Here is a 21,278-nt window from a genome sequence, read left to right as displayed (position 1 = left end):
GGGATTACTTCGCATTTGCTTCAACGTAAGCGATGGCATCGCCAACTGTTGTAATTTTTTCTGCTTGATCATCAGGAATAGAGATACCGAATTCTTTTTCGAATTCCATAATCAATTCAACTGTGTCAAGAGAGTCTGCTCCTAAATCGTTAGTAAAGCTAGCTTCATTTGTTACTTCTGTTTCTTCAACACTTAATTTATCAACGATGATAGCCTTTACTCTTGATGCAACTTCAGACATAACTTTTCAATTTAGATTAATAAATATGAATATACTTTTTAAATTTGCAGTGCAAAGAAAAGCAATTTTTATCTAACAAAACAAATTTAATCCGCTAAAAATACGGAAAATTGCACATTTGCCCCTTTCTTGTGCATTTAAAATAGGATAATAATGAAGAAGATAGCTGTTTTCGCTTCCGGATCTGGCAGTAATGCCGAAAATATCGCCCGATATTTTGCTAATAGTGATAAAATTAAGCTCGTTTTGGTTCTTTCCAATAACGTAAGTGCAGGAGTTCACGAACGGATGCGCAGATTGGGGATACCTTCGCTGACTTTCTCGCGGGAAGCTTTTCGTGACGGGGAGCCTGTTCTTGCCAAGCTGAAAGAATACGGTGTTGATCTGATCGTACTGGCCGGTTATATGAATAAGATTACCGAACCGTTGTTACGTGCTTATCCCGGCCGCATTATTAATATTCATCCTGCGTTACTTCCGAAATTCGGCGGAAAAGGGATGTATGGAATGCATGTGCACGAGGCTGTTGTCGCTGCCGGTGAGAAAGAATCCGGAATCACAATACATTACGTAAATGAAAACTATGACGAAGGAGCTACGATTTTTCAGGCAACATGCCCTGTATTGCCTGAAGACACGCCGGAAGAAGTTGCGGCAAAAGTACATGCGCTGGAATATGAACATTTTCCCCGTGTGATAGCTGAAATTTTTTAGATTACGCTGTTCTTTTTTTACTGATACGTAGAGTGACTAAAAAAATGTGATTTAGTTACCAAAGCCTTAATATATGTGAAAAATAGCGGATATGTTATTTTCGTCCGGACGATAATGTCTGTTTACGGGAAATTGAAACGTTAAAAGTGCATTTTTTCTATCGTTTTTATCAAAACAACAAAAAGTTTTGTTGCTGGTACCACAAGCCCATTGCTTATCATCCTACTTTTGAGTCGTGTGAAAGACAGAAACACCTAATATTAATAAGCAGACTAAAATTAATTAAAGTATGAAACAGCACTACAAACAAACTAAGTGGCGCACCTTAGTATTACTACTTCTATGAGTGCTTGCCACAACTTCCGTTGCAGCACAACAGATAGACGTAACACCGCCTATGGGACTTCTTTTCGACGTGAATACCGGTAAGTTTTATAAAGACATTAACAACGACGGAGCTTTTACTTCGGATACCGATTCTGAATACACCGGACAAGACGATAAATGGGGATGGGATGGTAACACGAAGACACTAACCCTTAACGGCTTCGAGTGGACAACCTCTGCGGAATCCGCACTCACAATCATTAGTGACGACTCCAATAACAACCTTATCATCCAGCTGCAGACAGGATCTGTAAACAGCTTCATTTCGACAGTTGAGAGTGATGTCGAGAACAGTGATTCCCGCGGTATCTATGCAACAACCAGTATCACCATTCAAGGAGACGGAACGCTGAACGCTATAGCCGGAAAGGCTTACTTCTCGGAAGGATTAGACGTGGAAAACAACTTAACCATCACTGGCGGAACAGTAAATGCTACGAGCGGAAATGCACAACTCAGTTCTTACGGGATATACATAAATGGCTCTATCTCTATTACCGGCGGAACGCTGAACGCTACGGGCGGAAATGGACAATCTTCTTACGGGCTAATCTCCAACACCATCTCCATTACCGGCGGAACAGTAACCGCCATCGGAGAAACTGGGGCATTCAACAGTCAACCTACCACACTACCTGCCGGTCCCTACTTGTATTGGACAAATACTACTGTTGCTGATCCCGGAGGCAACGGAACAGACGGAAGCGTAACGCCTTTTAACTATTCCAGTGCATATAAATATGTGAGAATACAGAAAATCCTTCCACCATCTGTTCCTTCTTATGGAATTAATATCGGTACGCTTATCGGTGGTACAATCGTGACTGAACCTGAGGGTGATGTTGCTCAGGGAGCGACTGTCAACATGACTATTACTCCGGATGAAGGGTATAAGTTAAACTCGGTTTCTGTGTGTAAAACAGATGATAGTAGTATTGAGGTTGATCTGAATGAAGGAACTTACAGTTTCGAGATGCCGGAGTACGGAGTGACAATCAGCGCGACTTTTACGAATATGAATGAAGAAGCTAAAACGCTAATTGAACAGGGTAATTATACTATAGATCAGCAAACAGCCAACACAGAAGCTGCTCTAAAGACATGGCTAATTTCAGAAATCAATAGTTTAATCAGTGCAATTCCTTATGATATTACAGAAAGTAATATCACCATCAGCAATTTCGAAGCAGCTGTGACGAACGGTGCGAATGGTCGTTTTGATTTCTCTGTAGCACTCAACAAAGGGGAAGAGGCAATCAGAGCGACAGCAAGCGCAAGCGGTATAATTCTTGCAGAAGACCCACAGCCTTCTCAGAAGAATGAAATCACTACAACCCAAAGTGGTTCAGGCTCTGTCCAATTAGACAAAGGAATGGCCACAGAGGGTGAAACAGTTACGGTTACAGTTTCTCCGGCGTCGGGTTATGTATTGAGCAGTCTTGTGGTTTACAAAAGAGGAAACGGTTGGATAACAACAACAGTAAACGGAACAGGTAATACGCGCACATTTATTATGCCGGACTACTCTGTCGTGGTTCGTACTGTTTTCCAAAAGAGTGACGCTCTTTTAAATCAGGAGGCTGTAGAAGCCGCAATAGCAGCTGTTACGGGTGGTACCTACACCATGGCTCAGGGAAGTGCAACAACAGAAGCGCAGGTGAAAACATGGTTATTGAATACACTGAATTATTTATTCGGTGAAGCTCACGGCATCGAATTCCGTTCTACGGGCGATATGATTGGTAACGTAACGGTTACAGAATTTACGGAAGCAGAAAACGGAACAGAGACAAACCCTTTGGGCACAGACGGTAGCTTTAAGTTTAAGGTTACTATAAACAAAGGAAATGCTTCGGAAACAACAAATGAAGTTGAAGGAGTTATCAAAGCGACTCCATATTCAGATAACCCGACAAGCATAGACGAGGTGAAAACACCAGAGCTCCGTGCTTATGTTACCGACGGTACATTGTATGTAACGGGACTAACGGTCGGCAAGCCTTGGCGTGTATATACTATCACGGGTTCGCTTATCCATGCAGCTACTGCAAGTGCGGATGAGGACAAAATAACTTTATCACTAAGAGGTATCTATATCATCACCACGCAGAAGGAGAGTCTAAAAGTAGCGTGGTAAGTTTCGTCTAAACACTTACTTGGTACAGGGGCGCTGATGAAGCGCCCCTGTCTCTCTTATTTAGAGTTTATCTTCCATTAAATAAGTTGTAAACTCTTTCCTGTTTTGCATCGCCTTCAGGATATTTCCCTACACATTTCATAGGCTAATTTCATATAAAGCGTAATCGTTCCCGGAGCTTTTTTTCCGGCGACCATCTTTTCCAAGCAATAATCTAAGAAATCTCATAACCCAATCAAAGCACATCTGATTTTACAAAATGAATAACAGATCCGTAGAGTAGATAAATATATACTAATATATTCTCTTAAAATCGGGATTTATTTTAGTGTTGAAAATCAATGTAAAAATAGACGTAAAAATATAAAGGATATTTTTTCAAAAATATCCTTTATATTTCCGAAAATAACCTTTATATTTTTTTATTCATACTAATGTTTCAAAAAGGCACTAATTCGTTCCGCCAAGAAGCTCATACATCTGACTCTACCATTGAATGTATTTTCCGGTTACTGTAACATGACTGTTGCATTAGATAATAGGCTAAGCCTTTACTAATTTAGCCCAACGCAACGCGTTGGTTAGTCGATACTTGTTTCTTTGCGCCCTGCAAGGGCAATAGAATAGATATACGTTTTATGCTGTCCTTACAGGACGAAATTCATATTCAATCATTAACCCAACGCGTTGCGTTGGTCTGATATATAGTGGGCTTCAGCCTGATAAAACAGTACATTATATTATTGGTAATAGAAATAAAGTGCCCTGTACGAATTTTAGTTGTAGGCATGACAAAAAGAAGTTTTCTTTCACTATATCTTAGAGCCTGTTTAAATTTTTATAGGATATTTCTTGAAGGCTTGTTTCGGTCTTATTTCGTTTTCTTTTTTGCTTATCTGCATCTCCGCATTCAATCACATAGCCCGCTATGCTCATTCATGCGGATATACAACTAAACAAAAAATAAAACGAAATAAGCCACGAATAAAAATTTAAACAGGCTCTTAGTTCTAGTATTGGTTTTCTCTTTAGTTCTATTTTTTTTGATAGATTTGATGTTTAATAAGGAAAAACCCACTTATGAGAGTAATCTATATTGTTTTAGGCCTTTTATTAACGCCATTGCTTTGGGGGCAATCTTTTTCTGCAAAAGATAGTCTTCAGAAACAAGAATGGCTATCAGAGGTTGGTGTTTATGCTGCATTGTTTACAGGCAAAGAACAGACAAAATACCCGTCCACATTTGAGAATCATCCATTTTATCTTCAGAAAGAACCTTTATCCGGTTTTCTTTCTTATGACGGAGTAGATTATCCTGTTGTTGGATTGCGTTGGAACAATCATACGGATGAGTTAATGGCTATTTCATCTGATCAACGATACAATATAGTCCTTGTGGCCTCCCGTTTAAAAGAAGCCAGATTTAAGGGGAATCGTTTATACTATATTAATTCTGCGGAGGTGTCCGGTATTCCGGTATCCGGCTATTTTCTTAAATTGTATGACAAAGAATATCAGGTATGGGCTAAACCAATTGCGTTACTGAATAATAAACACGAAGGGCAGCAGCTTATCAACTACTTTTCATTTAAGACGCTTTTCTATCTTCAGAAAGGAAACACCTTTTATGTTGTGAAAAATAGTTCGTCGGTAGTGCATTTATTTCCGGATAAGAAGAAGGAATTAAAGCAATTTGTAAAAAGGCAAAAGTTAAACTTCAGATCTTCACCAGAAAAGGCGTTTACGGCAATGGTACAGGAATATGAACGTCTCACCCAATCCCAAAAGCCATGATAAACAGACTCCTTTTATTTCTATTATTTTCTTTTTCTTCGTTGGTCAATGCTCAGGAAAAAATCAGTTTGTCTTTTCAGGGCCGGCCGGCCGCAGAACTATTTACGAAGCTTGAAGCACTTACCGGATGTCGTATCTTTTGTGAACAGGAGGTTGCCGATTCCTTATTTGTTTCCCTTAGGGGAAATTATGATTCGGCAGATGAAGTCTTACAAGAGGCTTTAACCGGGAGTGAATGGCGTCTTTCTTCTGTTAATTCCTCTGTGTTTTTTATTACAAAGGGACAGGCTTTTATTACATCTTTGCCGGATAATTATTTTCAGTCGGGCGGTACGAAGGATTCGACAGATTATAAAACGCAGGCATCTTCTTTGTTTGGAATGAAGAAAGAAATAAAAGCAACTTCAGAAAACAGAGTGTATGAAATTGGCGATCCCGCTGTGCAGACAATCCCTCAAAAAGTTAAACTTTCCGGTATCATGACGGACTTTAAAACAGGAGAGCCCATTGCCGGAGTTGCGGTTTATATAAAAGAACCCATGGTTGGAGTGACTACAGATGCCTTTGGCTTCTATTCAATAGAACTTCCTTCCGGGAGACAAGAACTCGAAATAAAAGGAATAGGGATGAAAGATACCCGGCGCCAGGTACTTCTCTATGGTGACGGGAAATTAGATATTGAACTGGAAGAACAGATTTACGCCTTACGGGAAGTCACCATTTCTTCGGAGAAAATAGCGCGTGTAAGAGGATTGAATCTGGGCGTTGAACAGCTCAAGGCAAAAGATATTAAGAATATACCGATGGCTTTCGGAGAATTAGATATATTAAAGGTTGTAACAGCATTACCCGGTGTAAAATCGGTCGGTGAAGTTTCCGGTGGCTTTAATGTGCGAGGAGGAGCAACAGATCAGAACCTGATCTTATTTAATGATGGAACAATTTATAATCCAACTCACTTGTTCGGAATTTTCTCTGCCATAAATGGTGACGTTATCAAGGACATGGAACTGTATAAGAGCAGTATTCCGGTAAAATACGGCGGGCGTCTTTCTTCGGTATTAGATATTAATGGAAAAGAAGGGAATAAAAAAGAATTTAAGGGTTCAGCCAGTTTGGGCTTACTAACCAGCAGGGTGATGCTTGAAGGTCCGTTGTTTTCAGAGAAAACCTCTTTTGTCGTTGCCGGAAGAACGACCTATTCCGATTGGATATTGAAGAAATTGCCGGAAAAGAGTGGTTACTCTAATGGCTCTGCCGGATTCTATGATTTGAATTTATCGGTTACGCATACGGCAGATCAGTATAACAGCTTTTATCTGAACGGCTATTTTAGCCAGGATCGTTTTAAGTTTGATGAGGCAGAACGGTATGGCTACCGGAATGCCAACGCATCTTTGAAATGGAGGTATCTGTTTAGTCAACGGCTTACAAGTATGTTTACCGCAGGTTACGATCATTATAGTTATACAACAAGAGCAACAGATAATCCGATGGAAGCATACACGCTTGATTTTGGAATTAATCAGTTCTTTGGCAAGGCAGATTTTACGAATTACCTGACAGACGAACATACCTTGGAATTTGGTCTTAACACCCTGTTCTACGATCTTACGCCCGGAAAATATCTTCCTCACGGGGATGAATCGCTTGTTGTCCCGGATATAATACAAAAAGAACGGGCAGCGGAAACAGCTATTTATTTTGGTGACCGCTGGGAAGTTAATCCCAAGCTATCTCTTCAGGCAGGTTTGCGTTATGTCATGTTTAATGCTATCGGCCCTAAAGATTATTTTCTTTACCGCAAAGGCGAGCCAATTGACGAATCTACCCGTATTGATTCGGCTTCGGCTGGAAAAAGTATTTATAAAACCTATCATGGACCCGAAATACGTTTGTCTGCCCGCTATGCTTTTTCAAATGAGTTCTCTGCTAAATTAGGATTTAATACCCTGCGCCAACATATTCATAAATTGTCGAATACGACAGTTATGTCGCCTACTGATACCTGGAAATTAAGTGATGCGAATATTCGTCCGCAAACAGGAATGCAGATTGCCGGAGGGCTGTATCGTAATTTCGATGGGAATGCCATAGAAACCTCCATTGAGGCTTATTATAAAACGATGAATGATTATTTAGACTACAAGAGCGGTGCGAGGTTGACGATGAATCATCATATCGAAACAGATGTAATAAGGGCTAAAGGCAGGGCTTATGGGGTGGAACTTATGGTTAAGAAAACGCAGGGAAAACTGAACGGATGGCTTAGTTATACGTATTCGAGAACTCAATTACGGCAAAAGGATGGTTTAAAAGAAGAACGCGTGAATCGGGGAGAATGGTATGCTGCTGATTTTGACAAGCCACATGATATTAAGTTGGTCGCCAATTATAAATTTACACATCGGTTTAGTTTCTCGTTGAACTGCGATTACAGTACCGGCCGGCCGATTACATTGCCTGTTTCCAAATATCAATATGCCGGAGGAGAATTCCTTTTCTATACCGACCGAAACAGTATGCGTATTCCGGATTATTTCCGGATGGATGCCTCCTTTAATATCGAACCCAGCCATCATCTGACGCTGCTTACGCACAGTTCAGTATCGATTGGAGTCTATAATCTGACAGGACGCAAGAACGCCTATTCTGTTTACTATACATCTGATAACGGAAAGGTGAAAGGCTATAAATTAGCTATATTCGGAATGCCTATTCCTTATATCTCATATAATATAAAATTCTGATGAACCATGCGCAATAGTAAGACTATATATATATTGATAATCCTGTTTGCGGTAGCTTTAATACCAGCCTGTATAGAAGAATATACGCCTAAAGTAGAAGACGAACTTTCCGATATTCTGGTGGTTGAGGGTGCAATCTCGGGTGGAGAAAATACGGTGATAAAATTGAGTCGAAGTGTGGAACTTTCGGCAGAAAGCACTTTTAATCCTGTTTTCGGAGCTGTTGTCTATGTAGAAAGAAGTGACGGTTGGACTTCGGAGCCGGGAAATGAAGCAATAATCGGTGAGTATCATATTCGCATGGGAGAATTGGATACGTCTTTGTCCTATTCTATAGTTATTCAGACAGAAGGAAAGGAATACCGCTCCAAACCTGCCGAACCGATTATTACACCTGCTATTGACAGTCTGTCCTGGAAGAAAAAAGGAGATGGAGAACCGGTTACAATACATGTTACTACTCACGATACCAACAGCGCGGTAGGTTATTATCGTTGGTCATATAAAGAAGATTGGGAAATCCATGCTGCTTATTTTGCAAATGGGGACTATGATTTCATAAACGAAGTATATACTCCATATTTACTGGATGGTCTCAACACTTACTATTGTTGGAATAGTGATAGCTCCCGTGTTTTACTTCTCGGAGACACGGAAAAATTATCGGGAAATTTGATTTATGAGAAAAAATTAGTGACGATTGAAGCTACTCATGACAAGCTCTCTTACTTATATAGTATTCTGGTTAAACAATGGACCGTGAGTAAGCAAGCTTATCAGTACTTATCTAATTTGCAGAACAATATTGATGAGGCAGGAAGTATATTTGCTCCTCAGCCATCCGAGTTGCCTGGGAATGTGACCTGTGTTACATCTCCGGAAGAAGTCGTAATAGGCTATATAGATGTAGCGACAGTAACTGAAAAACGACTTTATATTACAGAAAAGGAAGCACACGACCCGGCTCGTAAGCCGGAACAATGTAAAACAGAATCTGTTGAGGGGAAATCTAACATGATAAAGTTAATGCAGGAGGAAGGATTAGTGTTGTTAGATGCAGCCCCGGATTTTTTTAGTGCAACACTTACAGAAAGACGTTGTGTAGATTGCAAATATAAAGGAAGTAAAGTCAAACCGGATTTTTGGCCGAATAACCATCAATAAACTGCTGTTATGGGAAATAAAAGACTACATATTAACTATAGATTGTTTTGCTTGGGATTGATTTACCTGTATTTCGGATCAATGAGTATCTTGGCAATAGAACCGGTTGTAGAGCGTGTTTATGTCCAGATAGATAAACAGGTTTATTTAGCCGGAGAGAACCTTTGGACTAAATTGTATGTGACCGGGCTGAAAGGAGAAATCTCTTTATTCAGTAAGATCGCCTATCTCGAACTTATCGGAGATACGATTCCTTACGTACAACAGAAAATAGATGTCAAAAGCGGTATTGCTGATAGCCGTATTCACTTGCCTGTAGATATACCGACAGGGAATTACCGACTTGTAGCCTATACACGCGCAATGAGAAATGAAGGAGAAACTGTATTCTTTAGCAGGCCTGTTACTGTTTATAATCCCTTTACGGTTGAACGTATAGGGTATTCACAAGAGGAACAAAATCTTTCGTCTGCAGATAATGCGATTGTCCCTTTAACTTCTTCTGTAATAACAAGTAATAAATCGCAATATTCAACGCGGGAGCAAGGGCAAATAAGTATTCACGGATTGGATAAAGACGCCTATTCTCTTTCGCTCTCTATCGCGAAAAAGGAAAACTTACCGGGCATGCCTCCTTTGACAATCGATGACTGGAAAGCAAATATACCCAAAGAACAGTACCTCAAGGTTGCTTCGTTTCTGCCCGAGTATGAAGGACATATTGTCCTTGGATCAATCGTTTCGGAAGATCAGTCCAAAGAAACTTTTAGGAGAAATATTATAACGCCTCTTATTGCTTTTCCGGGGCAGGGTATCAGACTCTTTTCGGGGCAGATAAAAGAGAATGGGGAGGTGCTTTTCTTTACGAAACGGATCGATGGTACGCACGATGTGGTGTCTTCTGCTTTGTTATTTTCAGAGAAACTCTTTCGAGTGGACATTCAGTCTCCGTTTGCAACACATTCACGAACAGAATCTCTGTCTGCTCCTGTTGTCTCAGCTACTTTACAGGATGAACTGCTGGAACGTAGTATCGGGGTTCAGGCAATGCAGGGATTCTATGGAGATACTATCTGGCAGACTTCATATGAAGCTCCTCATGTGGTAAATACGCCCGAGAGAGTTTATAAATTAGACGAATATACGCGTTTCACAACGATGCAGGAAGTGATAACCGAGTTTGTTCTGGGACTGCGATTCCGTAAGATCAACGATAAACGATTTCTTTCTTCTCTGACGGAAGAGCGCGATGGTTTTACTTCCGCCAATACGCTTGTTCTTTTGGACGGAGTGCCTTTATTGGATCATGAGTCTATCTATAACTACGATCCGCTTTTGGTGGAAAGTATTGAATTATATAGAGGAAAATATCTGTTCGGAGGACAAATGTTTGATGGTATAGCCTATTTCAAAACGTACGATCAGGATTATAAAGGAGTAAAGTTGGATCCCAGTTCGCAGCTCTTTACTTATCGGGGTACAGAACCCAAGTCGCATTTCTTTATGCCTGATTATTCAGACCCTGCGAAGCGTGCTTCCCGATTACCGGACATGCGGCATACGTTACTTTGGATTCCCGATATTCAAACGCAAGGGCAGCCTATAATAAACATCCCGTTCTTTACCTCCGATTTAAAAGGCGAATTTATTGTAACCATTGAGGGGCTTAGCAAAACAGGACAAACAATCCGCTCTTCGGCTACTTTTCGGGTGGAATAGGGGTGCTGCGTCGTAATGTAAATATCGGCAGATAGAAAAATATACCCGCTACCGACATGAGTAATCCGCCGATTGTTCCTGCGGCAAGTGGGAACCAGAAGGCTTCTTTGTCTGTGCCGATCATAAAGGGGATGAAGCCTAACACGGTGGATACGACGGTCAGGAAGATGGGAGTAATCTTCGCGTTCCAGGCTTTCAGGTAGGCGCGATAAGGGGAGATGCGTGGATTCCGTTTCAATATTTGGCTGAATTCATAAAGAATGTAGATGCTCGCATTTACCGTTACGCCGCACAATAGGATGAAGGACGCAAATCCTCCTTGGTCAAAGTTGAGTTTAAACCAGTAAAAGGTCAGGAAAACACCAATATAGGAAACGGGAATAACAAAGATCACTGCTAATGGTTTTCTCAGGGAATTAAATAAGATGCTGGAGGTGACGAAGATAATACCAATGATCAGGAATAACAGTAAGTACTGTTTATTGTCTTTCTTATCCCACGACCAGTAATAAGCGTTTGATTGCGCGGTATAGCCCATCGGTAGAGTTGCGTTAAATTCTTTCAATACCCGTTCCTGTATTTTCTGTCCCTGATTAGATGCACCGATATATTCATATTGCAGGCAGAGGCGGTACTGTTGGTTTACTTTCGCAACTTTCTGTGGTGTCTGTCCTTTCCTTATGGTGGCTAACTCGGACAACTTGTAGGGTACTCCTTTTATTTCTTGCGGAACGTATTGCATGCTCCAGATGTCGTATTCGTGAGACTGCCGGGAGTTTAGTTTTAACTTTTCTATTTCGTTGTCCACAATAATATTTCCCGTATATATATCTTTTCCGAAAACAGGACGAAGTGAAGCGAACAAATTGATCGGCAGGATTCCTTCTTCCGCCATGCGTTGTTTGTTCAGATCGAAATAATATTCCTGATAATCGTCTTTCCACCACGAGAACTCTGAATTGATCAGAACTTCTTTGATACGCCGGTAAGTCAGCAGGCGTGCTTTCAGATCTTCTGCCCATTGATACAGTTCGTCGTAGTTATAGCCGAACATTTCGATACGGAATGAACCTGCGTTTTCCCGCACATCGTTACTGAATCCCTGATCCTGCAATCCCCAGACACCCCAGCTACCTCCGCCCAGTTCGAGCGCCTTACTGATGATATTGCTTTTAAGCGTATAAGGGAAACCGCTGCGTTCACTTTCTTTCGTGAAGTAGATACTGATGCCTGCCTGACGGGCATTATAGATATTCGTCTGGAACTGCCGTATTTGCGGAAAGGTGGTGAGATAGCTCTCCATACGGGTGATCAGGTGATTCATCTGATCTAATGTAGAGCCGTTAGGCAGTGTCGCTGAGACGGACAATACCGTTTCGTCGTTTCGTGTAAAATAGCTGCCGTCATAAACCTTCTGTACGAAAAGGCGAAGGGTTCCCCCCAATATCTTGTCTGTTATCGGTTTGATTTTTTCCTTGTACAAGGGGGTGGCGACTATCTTATTGTATCGTTCGATACGGGCTGTATCTGCTGCTGTGTAATCTTTTTTTGCCTCGTACTCAATCTTGTCGGGCAATAAGAATACGGGGAGGCCGAAAGCAAAGACCAGAACTAAGCAGGCCAACTTTTTCCAGCGGCAAAGAAACATTATCTGTTTTTCATAAAGGCGGTTAAAACGGACAACAAACCTGCGTCCCCATGTGGCAGGATGAGGGATAAAGCGGGAGGTCGGTTTTTCTTTAACAACCGTTTTTTTCTTGCCTAATCCTAATCGTTCAATTAATGAAGGCACGAAGAAAAGAGCAATGAAGAGCGAAACTGTCAGGTTGATCATAACGACTGCTGCAAAATCCTGCAGATTGAGGCGTATTTTTTCATCTAAGAAGAAAATGATAACAAGTGCACCAATCGTTGTGACCGTAGCTGTTACGATGGATAAAGCAGCCTTCATATTGCCGCGGTTACGGATATGATCAGTCATTACAATGGTATTGTCAATGATGAGACTAAGCGAAATTGTTATACCTGCCAAGGAATACAATTGCATCTCCAGTTCAAAGAAATAATAAAAGATTACCGCGATGCAGAGGTTGACTGCCAGACTGATCACAATCAATAACAAGTAACGGAAATTACGGGTAATCAACAAAACGAATAAAAGAAGAATCAGAATCGTTAATCCTGTCCGGATGTAAATCTTATTTAACTCATTCTGGATATATTCCGTTGCATCATAGCTGGTATGTATTTCGTAACCCGACGGAAGAATCGTTTTTATCTGCTCCAATTCTTCTTTGACAAGACGAGCCAGATTCAGTTGGTTTGCGGTTTCTTCTGCACGGATGGAAAGGTAGATGGAATTCAGTCCGTTGATGCGGTAATAACTCTGGGGGGCTTCTTCCTGGCGAGTCACACCGAGTAATTGGTCTAAACGGATCAGTTTACCGTTCTTATCAGCTACCGTAATACGGCTCGGATCAAAAGAGCCTTGTCCTCCTTCGGGAATAAGCGCCAATCGTATCCAGCTTGATTCTCCGTTCGGAAGAGATAAATCTGCCGTTCCAAGAAACTCTTTGTTATAATACTGACTGATGGCAGTCTGTATATCACCCAGCGAAATCCCCAAAGAGCTTAATTGCCGGCTGTCGTATTCTAATCGCCATTCCATTGGGGTCGCTCCACTTATATCTATGCGGTAAATGCCCGGTATTCCTGACAGGCGCGGTTTTATTTGGTTCTCAGCAAATCGTTGGATCAGAATAGGTGCAGCCGCTGCATTGATTGTATAAGTCATGAACGGGCGGTCTTCTTTGTCATCCGGGCGACTCATGCTGAGCGAAGGATAGCTTAATCCGTCGGGTAGCTGAGGCCAGGTTTGCCGGATAATTGTCGAGGCTTCAAAACGCGCCGCATCGATGTCGGTATGTTTATCCAATTCGATGATTACATACCCCCATCCATTTCCGGAAATCGAATTGATTTCCCGAATCCCTTTAATGCGAGCCAGCATGGACTCTAAGCGGGAGGTTACTTCCATCTCAATTACCCGCGCCGAATTGCCCGGCATAGAATAATTGACCGTCAGGCGGGGAAGTGTGCGCGAAGGTGATAGCTTGATTGGAAGCAGCGGAATAAACGCAATCCCGGCTAAGGCCACGCAGACAAACGCGACAATAAGCGTAAAAGACGATATGTGCGGTCCTTTACTCATTTACTCAGAGACCTTGTTTATAGTCGAATGTGGAAGAAAGAGAAATTCCCGTTTCGAAATCATGCAAGGTGAGTTTTCGTATTTTGAAATAACTCAACCAATAGTTTTTTAGAGCCGATATATAATTTCGTTGGGCAGACTGTTGCCGGTTCAGCGAAAGTGTCAGGCTGTTAATATCCGCTTTGCCGATCATAAAACGTTGTTTTGTTTCCGAATAAGCCATTAATGCTAAATCGAGAGCCTCCTCAGCACTTACAATAAGTGCCTGCTGAATATTAAAATCGCCTACGGTCATGATTACATCCTCTTCAATGCTCAATTCTGTCTGACGAGATGAAATCTCTGTTACACTCAGATTGTTTTTTGCCACATTGTATTTTCCTTTCCTTACCCCCCAATCTATCAGAGGGATTGAAACAGATAAAGAAACGACATCCTGCTGTAACGGGTCGCGATACGCATTCTTTAGTTTATTGGATACCTGATTAAAACCTATGCTGGCGCGAAAAGAGGCATTCATCAGGGCTTCTTTCTTTGTTTTATCCACCTGCTGTTCGGCTTCTAATATTTGTTGTCTCAATTCCAGAAAATCCGGATTATTCTCTTTCGCCAGCATTAACGCCTCATCCGCTGAAATTTCCATAACATGGGGGCGACCGGGCAGACGAAGACGTATTTCTGCGTTTTTATCTAAACTCAGATAAGACGCTAAATTAAACATTGCTCGTTTAAGGGCTATATTCGCATTCTGTAATGTGTTCTTAGCATTGATCGCATCTAATTTTAAGGTCAGCAGATCGGCCTGACTGATAGAGGCGATCTTGTGTCGCTGCAGTCCCGTACGATAAAGCGTATCGGTTGACGCTACATTCTCTTTGGCCAGATCATATTCTGCCTGCGCCATGGCTAATTCAAAGAAATAAGTGGTTGCCTGTTCGCTGATATTCTCCCGGTTGAAGAGTAGCTCCTTTTTTGCTTTCTCGTATTTCAACGGTTCTATCTTGCGTTGCCAGCGAAAAGCATTATACCCCAGCAGACTCTGGGAATAGCCGAAACGTATGGGTACGGTGGAGTACTGTGTGTACGTATTGTCTCCGAAATTACGCATATAGTCCAACGAGGAGTTCAGGAAAAAACTACCCCCTAAAAGGTCGAAGTTCTGAGCGACCTCCAACTGTCCGCCTGCATAAAAGGACTGTTGTTCGCGGTACACGTCGATATCGTTGTTCGAATCGTACCGTTGCGTGATGTCCCGGTAATACTGCGCCGGAGTGAGATTCAGGGTAAGGCTCGGCAAGCGTCCGGCTTTGTAGGTGCGGTATTCCCAATAACCGGCTAAATACATATTCTTACTGCGGAATGCTTCGAGCGAGCTGTCTGCGGCAATCTCGATCGTACGTTCGAGAGTCAGCACCATTTGTTGAGCGCTAAGGCTTGTTGCTGCAAACAAGATCAATACTATCAGGTTATTCAATCGTTTCATATCCGGTCATTTTCATTTTTCTGTTTGAATCTTTCCGTCCTGCCCTCGGTAGATATACCAATACACCAACGGTATGATGAAAAGGCTGATAAGCGTACCGATGATCATGGCGGAAATCATAGCGATGGCAAGCGGTTTCTGTAATTCGCTTCCCATATCATACGAAAACACAAGCGGTGCCATTCCGAAGATACTCGTTAATGCAGTCATCAGAATCGGGCGTAACCTCCGGCGCCCTCCTTCATGGATTGCCTCCATTACGGGCATTCCCTCTTTGCGCAGGCTGTTAATTACATCGATTTTGAGAATGGAATCGTTGATAATGATACCACAGGTGACGACAATACCGATGGCACTCATCAGATTGAGCGAATGTCCGCATAGCCAGAGAATGAACAAGGCAGACGTAATCGCAATCGGTATTTCGAGCAAGACGATAAGCGGTTGCACGAAACTTTCAAACTCGGCGGAAAGGATGAAATACATTAACAAGACCGAAATAAGAAGGATTGCAATCAGCTCAGCTATCATCTTTTTATTGGAGAAAAAGCTTCCCGAGTAGTCAATGTCCCAGAACGTTTGGGGCACATTGATCTCCGCTTTGATCGTCCGGTCTATATCTTCCACTAAACGATCTCCGTTTCGTACATCATAAAAGCTGAAAGGAATATACTCTCCGTTCTTTCCCGCAGTGATTGTTTTCAGGTCTTCTCCGGGCGTGATGCGCACAAGCATTTGCAAGGGAATAAGATTTGTATTACCCTCATTGTCCGGTTGTGTGCGTACGAGGGTGTTCTTTAATACCTCGTCCACCGTTTCTCCTTTTCCCGAGAGCGTGATCGGCAGGTATTGTTGGTAAGAACGCAGGGTAGCAATCTCATTTTCCTTAAAGGCTGTTTTCAGCAAACGGTATATTTCGTTATAATCCACATTATAAAGCAATAACTTTTGCCGGTCGATGGAAATATTCAGCTGCTTTTCGAAAGCAATACCTGTGGGTGTGCAACCTGTCCCATCTTTCAGTTCGGCGATCATTTGTTGCAAACTTCCTGCTTCAGGTGCTTCTGCTTTATTGCGTGAGTAGAACTCTGCCACTATATCTGCTTCACCGGTTACAAATAGTTTTTCATAAACAGTTTCCGGTGGCGCGTAGGTATATACAGCTTTCGGATAGTTCGTCTCTGCCCAGCTAATCACTGCCTGTTGTACGGCCGGTAACTCTTTGGGAGATGAGGTTTTGAAGTATAGTTCTACTTCCGAAGTCGATAGCTCTTTGTCCCGGTTGAGTAGGAATTGCTGCTGCCCTACATAGGCCGTCTGTTCTTCTACCAGGCCTTCCACTTCTTTGAACAGACTATTTACCCGTTCCCGGCTTTCATCTGTATGAATGTTTTCGTTCCATTCCAAACGGAACAGGAGTTCGTTTTGATCAATCTCCGGCATACGGGTTTTGGGGATAATATAGAAAATAGCGATGCAGACCGGAACGGTTAATAATAAGAGAAGGAGACTGCTCTTTTTGTACTTGAATACAAAGTCGATCCCACCATCGTAAAACCGGAATAAGGCCTCATCCTTGAATACATTCCTGAATTTGATGTTAAATGGGGTGCGTTTCATCTCCGGAATACTATAAATCAGTTTGTATAGCACCGGCAGCAGCATGATTCCCGTTGTGTAGGAAACAAATAAGCCGACGGTAACGGCAAAGGCCTGGTCGTAAAAGATCGCTCCGGCTATACCGCTCATAAACACTAAGGGTGCGAATACGGCTATGGTAGTCAACGTGGAACTGAGCATCGGCGCGATCACTTCGGTAGTTCCTTTCGCACAGGCATCTTCCAACGTATATCCCCGAGCCCGGTATTGGGTAATGTTTTCCGTCACCACGATCGAACTGTCCACCATCATTCCCAAAGCTAAAATCAACCCGGAGAGGGAAATAATGTTGAGCGACATATTGAATATATAGAAGAAAGCCAGACTCGTTACAATGCTGGTAAACATGCTCAGCCCGATCACACCGGGACTTTTTACGTCACCAAGGAAAAGAATGGCCGTGATGCAGATGAAAAGAAAACCCAATGTCAGGTTTTCCTGCAGGTTTGAAATCGTATAATCTAATAATTCCGTTTGATTACGACTTATATTAAATTCAATATCCGGATAGATGGACGAAAAATGATTGGTCACCTCTGCGAGTGTTTCTTTCATATTGTCCATATTTTCATCCGCTTGTTTGATTATCGCAAGCGTTACTGCGCGTTTTCCTCCGGATACAGATGCGCCTGTTTCTTTCTCGGGTACGATGCGAATTGTGGCTAAGTCTTTCAACTGAAACAACCGATCGCTTTTGCGGATGTAAATATTTTCCACATCTTCTTGCGTACGCAGCAAGGTGGAAAATTTAATATTGTATTCGTAATAACCATCCCGCACGCTCATGCTGCCGGGTTCGATATTATTGGCGGCTAAGGCAGACTCCAGATCGGAAAGGGTAATTCCCGCCATTTCTAAACGTATCTCATCGGGTACGATTTGTACTTGTCGCTTCAACAGGCCGGTAATGTCAACCATAGCCACTTCCGGTAATTGTTCGATACGGCGTTTGATCACGGTTTCTGCAAATTCGCATAGCTCTAAGAAAGCCTCTTGATTCGCGTCGGCATAGGCTTCGCCGCTTTTCAGTGTCAGATTCAGACAGAACACAGGGATATCCGTAGCGCTGGCCTTGATAACGCGTGGACGTTCCACATCGCGTGGAAGATAGCTCATCGCAGCATCTATCTTTTCATTCACTTCAATGAAAGCCAGATCGATATTCGTTCCGAAATCGAAATTCAGACGGATCACACCTGCGCCGTCTCGTGTTTCACTGTGTATGTCGCGTAATTTGCCTACCTGCATCAATTGTTGGCGGATCGGCTTCACTACGGTATTCTCCAATTCACGTGCTGAAGAGTTCTTACCGGATACCTGAACGGTTATTTCCGGTATGGCAATATCCGGCAATAGCGATACGGGCAGGGCAAAATAAGTAGTCAGCCCGATAATGAAACAGGCTGTAAATGCCATTAATACAGCGATAGGCCGTTGGAGTAGGAATTTAACCATAGGATTCTTATTCTTCGCTTGCTCCCGCAACTTTTACAGGGGATTCGTGCGCCAGGTTAATATTGCCGCTTGTTATCACCGTGTCTCCTTCTTTCAAACCTTCAGTGACGGTATAGTGTCCGGCATTCTCCAATCCGGTCGTTACATAGTTCCAGTAGGCTTTGCCATCCACTAAGGTAAAGATCACCTGTTTGCCCGAACGGAGTACCAAAGCTGATTTGGGGATAACCAACTGTTGTCCCAGCGAGCGCTGTATGCTCACTCGTGCGTTCATCCCCTCAAAGAGTTTGCCGTTGTTTGCTACGGCGGCTTTCACCTGTACCATACCGTCTGTATTTACCAATGGGTTCACTTCCGTGATCTGTCCGGTAGTTTTTACATCATTCAGGGCGAAGGGACTGACTTCCACTTTGTCGCCAGTTTTTATCAAAGGCAATTCGCTTTCCAGTACCGAGAAAGAGACTGCAAGACTGGAAGGGTCAATAATTACGCAGAAAACGTCTGCTGTAGAGGCTGTGTTGAATTGTTTACCGAACAGATTGGCCACCACACCATCAAAAGGAGCGCGGAGTACCGATTTTTCTTCTTCATGTCTGGCCAGTTCGTATTGCGCTAAGGCTTGTTTGTATCCGCTTTTAATACCCGCCAATTGCATAATGTCGGCAGGAACTTTTGTTGAATCTTCCGGTGCGTAGCCTTGCCCGATCAACACATCTTGTAATTCTAAGCGAGTTTGTTCGAGGGTGTTTTTAGCTTGTTGCAGTTTGTTTTGTATGCGAAAGGGAGCAAGTTCGGCTATTTTCTGTCCTTTGTTGACACGTTCTCCGTTTTTCACATAGATTGCGGCGATGGGTTCGGCTGATTCGAAACGGAGTTCGGCATACCGTCTTGCTGTTAGTTTTCCATTACTGATCAACTCATGATTAAAGTCGGTGCTTTTTAGCAGAACAGTAGTCACTTCGTTGGTTGCTTCCGGCAGGGTGGTTTCTACAGTTTCTTCTTTCTGCTCTTTCTTATTCCCCGAGCAGGCGACTGTTCCTAAAAATATCGCGAGAAATAGGTAGTAATGGTATTTCATGGTTCTCTGTCTTTGTAGGTAACGAAATAGGTTATCGACAAATATAAGTAAAAAGGATACGAATGATTCGTAATGTCTGTTGTTTTTTTACAAAAATGAGTTGTTTGTCTTAAAAACAGTAAGAGTTTTGCATTTTTTACCCCGACATCTACCCCTAAATCCCCTGAAGGGGACTTTGTTCGTTGGCTTCAAAAAGTGCCAGGTATGTAACTCAAAGTTGTTCCTTACTATCAGTGGATTTTGTATGTTGTTTTCAAAAGTCCCCTTCAGGGGATTTAGGGGTAGATTTAGAGGTAGGATTTGGAACTTATTCAGAACGAATTGACTTTATTTCTTAAAGCGAACGAATTGTGTCTTTTTCATGGATTCTTTTATCCGTACGGATGGTCGGAATGTTATGTTTTTTATCCGGACTTTCTGAGGGTTCAGTTTTTCTTCTGTTTCGACGACTTCACAGTGATATTAAAGTTTCTGGTTTCTGCCGCAAAGATAATAATTTTAGACCTACCTCTAAATCGATTTTAAGGTAGGTCTAAAGTAATTTAGAGGTAGGTGTAAATTAGATATAGTGAGCTTGCGAAGAGAACGAACAAGACATACAATATTTTGATAAAACAGGCTTTCATTCTTATTATTCTTTCACTATGGGAGACCGGACATTTAATTATAACAATGCGAGCTGTGTTATTTATCCTTTTAATCCCCATAATACGACAGGTTACTTTGTCAGGAACAGAGCCTGTTTACGAAATACAGTTTGGACATGGAGAATTGCCATCGCTGGAATGGCTTATGCAAGAAGCTTCAAATGACCGGAATTACATTCATTTTTAATTGAAAACATGAAATATTATAATTACTGCCATTCAGGCCAACTACCGCAAATTCTCGAAGAAGCTGTTGCGTATGCAAGTAATATTCATATTAATAACCCCCAACTATCAGCATATCGATCTGCAACGATGGCTCTTGATTCTATAAATATAAAACACAGAAATTTACGATATCTCCCTTATAAAGCACAAAATGATGCCCAGACTCTTTCCGCTGACTTTTTGGTCAAGGATATTGATTTTGCCTTTAAAACTTGGGAACAAGTACCCTGGGGAAAACATGTATCCTTTCATGAGTTTTGTACTCAGATATTACCCTATAGAGTCGGTAATGAAGATGTTTCAAACTGGAGACAAGAATATTATGATGCTTTTTCTTCAATAATAGATAGTCTGCCGGCAACTGCTACTTTAATTGACGCATGTAATTTCTTATACAAAAAAGTACAAGAAAAGCAGTGGTATCATGTTGATGATATTGGAGGGCATTTCAGGTTTCAAACAGCGCTGACTTTCATCAAGCAAAAAGTATTCACACAGTCCTTGATGTCAATGAGGAAACAGGAACTATTATTGCTACTGATGTCAACAGCGATGCCCCAATTATAAGATACAATCTTATGTTATAACATAAATAAACATATAATAAGAAA

13 protein-coding genes are annotated in these 21,278 nt (G+C 42.0%); 8 read left to right on the top strand and 5 right to left on the bottom strand.

Annotated features, from left to right (window positions below):
- Positions 1-4: 4 nt before the first annotated feature.
- On the bottom strand, positions 5-241 hold the full coding sequence (locus PHT93_RS06900) for an acyl carrier protein (RefSeq protein ID WP_085537211.1): 237 nt from the start codon (positions 239-241) through the stop codon (positions 5-7).
- A 153-nt stretch (positions 242-394) separates the two neighbouring features.
- On the opposite strand from PHT93_RS06900, the gene purN reads away from it, so the two are divergent.
- The 6 genes from purN (at position 395) to PHT93_RS06870 (ending at position 10,906) form a co-directional block, all read left to right on the top strand.
- Positions 395-955: a phosphoribosylglycinamide formyltransferase gene (gene purN, locus PHT93_RS06895; RefSeq protein WP_300241063.1), complete on the top strand. Its 561-nt coding sequence runs from the start codon at positions 395-397 to the stop codon at positions 953-955.
- A gap of 346 nt (positions 956-1,301) precedes the next feature.
- Complete coding sequence (locus PHT93_RS06890; protein WP_300241060.1) at positions 1,302-3,479, top strand: carbohydrate-binding domain-containing protein; 2,178 nt, start codon at positions 1,302-1,304, stop codon at positions 3,477-3,479.
- Between the two features lie 1,080 nt (positions 3,480-4,559).
- Complete coding sequence (locus PHT93_RS06885) at positions 4,560-5,273, top strand: hypothetical protein (RefSeq protein WP_300241057.1); 714 nt, start codon at positions 4,560-4,562, stop codon at positions 5,271-5,273.
- Positions 5,270-8,023, top strand: coding sequence for a TonB-dependent receptor (locus PHT93_RS06880; protein WP_300241055.1), 2,754 nt, complete (start codon positions 5,270-5,272; stop codon positions 8,021-8,023). The genes PHT93_RS06885 and PHT93_RS06880 overlap by 4 nt, the downstream gene beginning before the upstream one ends.
- A 6-nt stretch (positions 8,024-8,029) precedes the next feature.
- On the top strand, positions 8,030-9,187 hold the full coding sequence (locus tag PHT93_RS06875; RefSeq protein WP_300241052.1) for a DUF4249 domain-containing protein: 1,158 nt from the start codon (positions 8,030-8,032) through the stop codon (positions 9,185-9,187).
- 9 nt (positions 9,188-9,196) lie between these two features.
- Entirely contained in the window at positions 9,197-10,906 is a 1,710-nt protein-coding gene (locus PHT93_RS06870) for a hypothetical protein (protein WP_300241049.1), read from the top strand.
- Here the strand turns inward: PHT93_RS06870 and PHT93_RS06865 are convergent.
- The 4 genes from PHT93_RS06865 to PHT93_RS06850 are packed head-to-tail and all read right to left on the bottom strand — an operon-like array spanning position 10,887 to position 19,792.
- Entirely contained in the window at positions 10,887-14,117 is a 3,231-nt protein-coding gene (locus tag PHT93_RS06865; RefSeq protein ID WP_300241047.1) for an efflux RND transporter permease subunit, read from the bottom strand. The genes PHT93_RS06870 and PHT93_RS06865 overlap by 20 nt on opposite strands.
- Positions 14,118-14,121: 4 nt before the next feature.
- A complete protein-coding gene (locus PHT93_RS06860) occupies positions 14,122-15,600 on the bottom strand; it encodes a TolC family protein (RefSeq protein ID WP_300241044.1) in 1,479 nt (492 codons plus the stop codon).
- 12 nt (positions 15,601-15,612) lie between these two features.
- Entirely contained in the window at positions 15,613-18,714 is a 3,102-nt protein-coding gene (locus PHT93_RS06855) for an efflux RND transporter permease subunit (protein ID WP_300241041.1), read from the bottom strand.
- A gap of 7 nt (positions 18,715-18,721) precedes the next feature.
- Positions 18,722-19,792 (bottom strand): efflux RND transporter periplasmic adaptor subunit, encoded by a 1,071-nt coding sequence (locus PHT93_RS06850; protein ID WP_300241039.1) that lies wholly within the window; start codon positions 19,790-19,792, stop codon positions 18,722-18,724.
- A 606-nt stretch (positions 19,793-20,398) separates the two neighbouring features.
- Between PHT93_RS06850 and PHT93_RS06845 the strand changes: the two genes are divergently transcribed.
- On the top strand, positions 20,399-20,626 hold the full coding sequence (locus PHT93_RS06845; protein ID WP_300241036.1) for a hypothetical protein: 228 nt from the start codon (positions 20,399-20,401) through the stop codon (positions 20,624-20,626).
- 8 nt (positions 20,627-20,634) lie between these two features.
- Positions 20,635-21,234, top strand: a complete 600-nt coding sequence (locus PHT93_RS06840) for a hypothetical protein (RefSeq protein ID WP_300241034.1) — start codon at positions 20,635-20,637, stop codon at positions 21,232-21,234.
- Positions 21,235-21,278: the final 44 nt, after the last annotated feature.

It is taken from the genome of Massilibacteroides sp. (genome assembly GCF_028705895.1).
Classification (GTDB): domain Bacteria; phylum Bacteroidota; class Bacteroidia; order Bacteroidales; family Tannerellaceae; genus Massilibacteroides.
This window is presented reverse-complemented; position numbering and strand designations above follow the sequence as displayed.

Coding starts and splice junctions, on each gene's coding strand:
- PHT93_RS06900 (WP_085537211.1), bottom strand. CDS start 241: ATGTCTGAAGTTGCATCAAGAGTAAAGGCTATCATCGTTGATAAATTA.
- purN (WP_300241063.1), top strand. CDS start 395: ATGAAGAAGATAGCTGTTTTCGCTTCCGGATCTGGCAGTAATGCCGAA.
- PHT93_RS06885 (WP_300241057.1), top strand. CDS start 4,560: ATGAGAGTAATCTATATTGTTTTAGGCCTTTTATTAACGCCATTGCTT.
- PHT93_RS06880 (WP_300241055.1), top strand. CDS start 5,270: ATGATAAACAGACTCCTTTTATTTCTATTATTTTCTTTTTCTTCGTTG.
- PHT93_RS06875 (WP_300241052.1), top strand. CDS start 8,030: ATGCGCAATAGTAAGACTATATATATATTGATAATCCTGTTTGCGGTA.
- PHT93_RS06870 (WP_300241049.1), top strand. CDS start 9,197: ATGGGAAATAAAAGACTACATATTAACTATAGATTGTTTTGCTTGGGA.
- PHT93_RS06865 (WP_300241047.1), bottom strand. CDS start 14,117: ATGAGTAAAGGACCGCACATATCGTCTTTTACGCTTATTGTCGCGTTT.
- PHT93_RS06860 (WP_300241044.1), bottom strand. CDS start 15,600: ATGAAACGATTGAATAACCTGATAGTATTGATCTTGTTTGCAGCAACA.
- PHT93_RS06855 (WP_300241041.1), bottom strand. CDS start 18,714: ATGGTTAAATTCCTACTCCAACGGCCTATCGCTGTATTAATGGCATTT.
- PHT93_RS06850 (WP_300241039.1), bottom strand. CDS start 19,792: ATGAAATACCATTACTACCTATTTCTCGCGATATTTTTAGGAACAGTC.
- PHT93_RS06840 (WP_300241034.1), top strand. CDS start 20,635: ATGAAATATTATAATTACTGCCATTCAGGCCAACTACCGCAAATTCTC.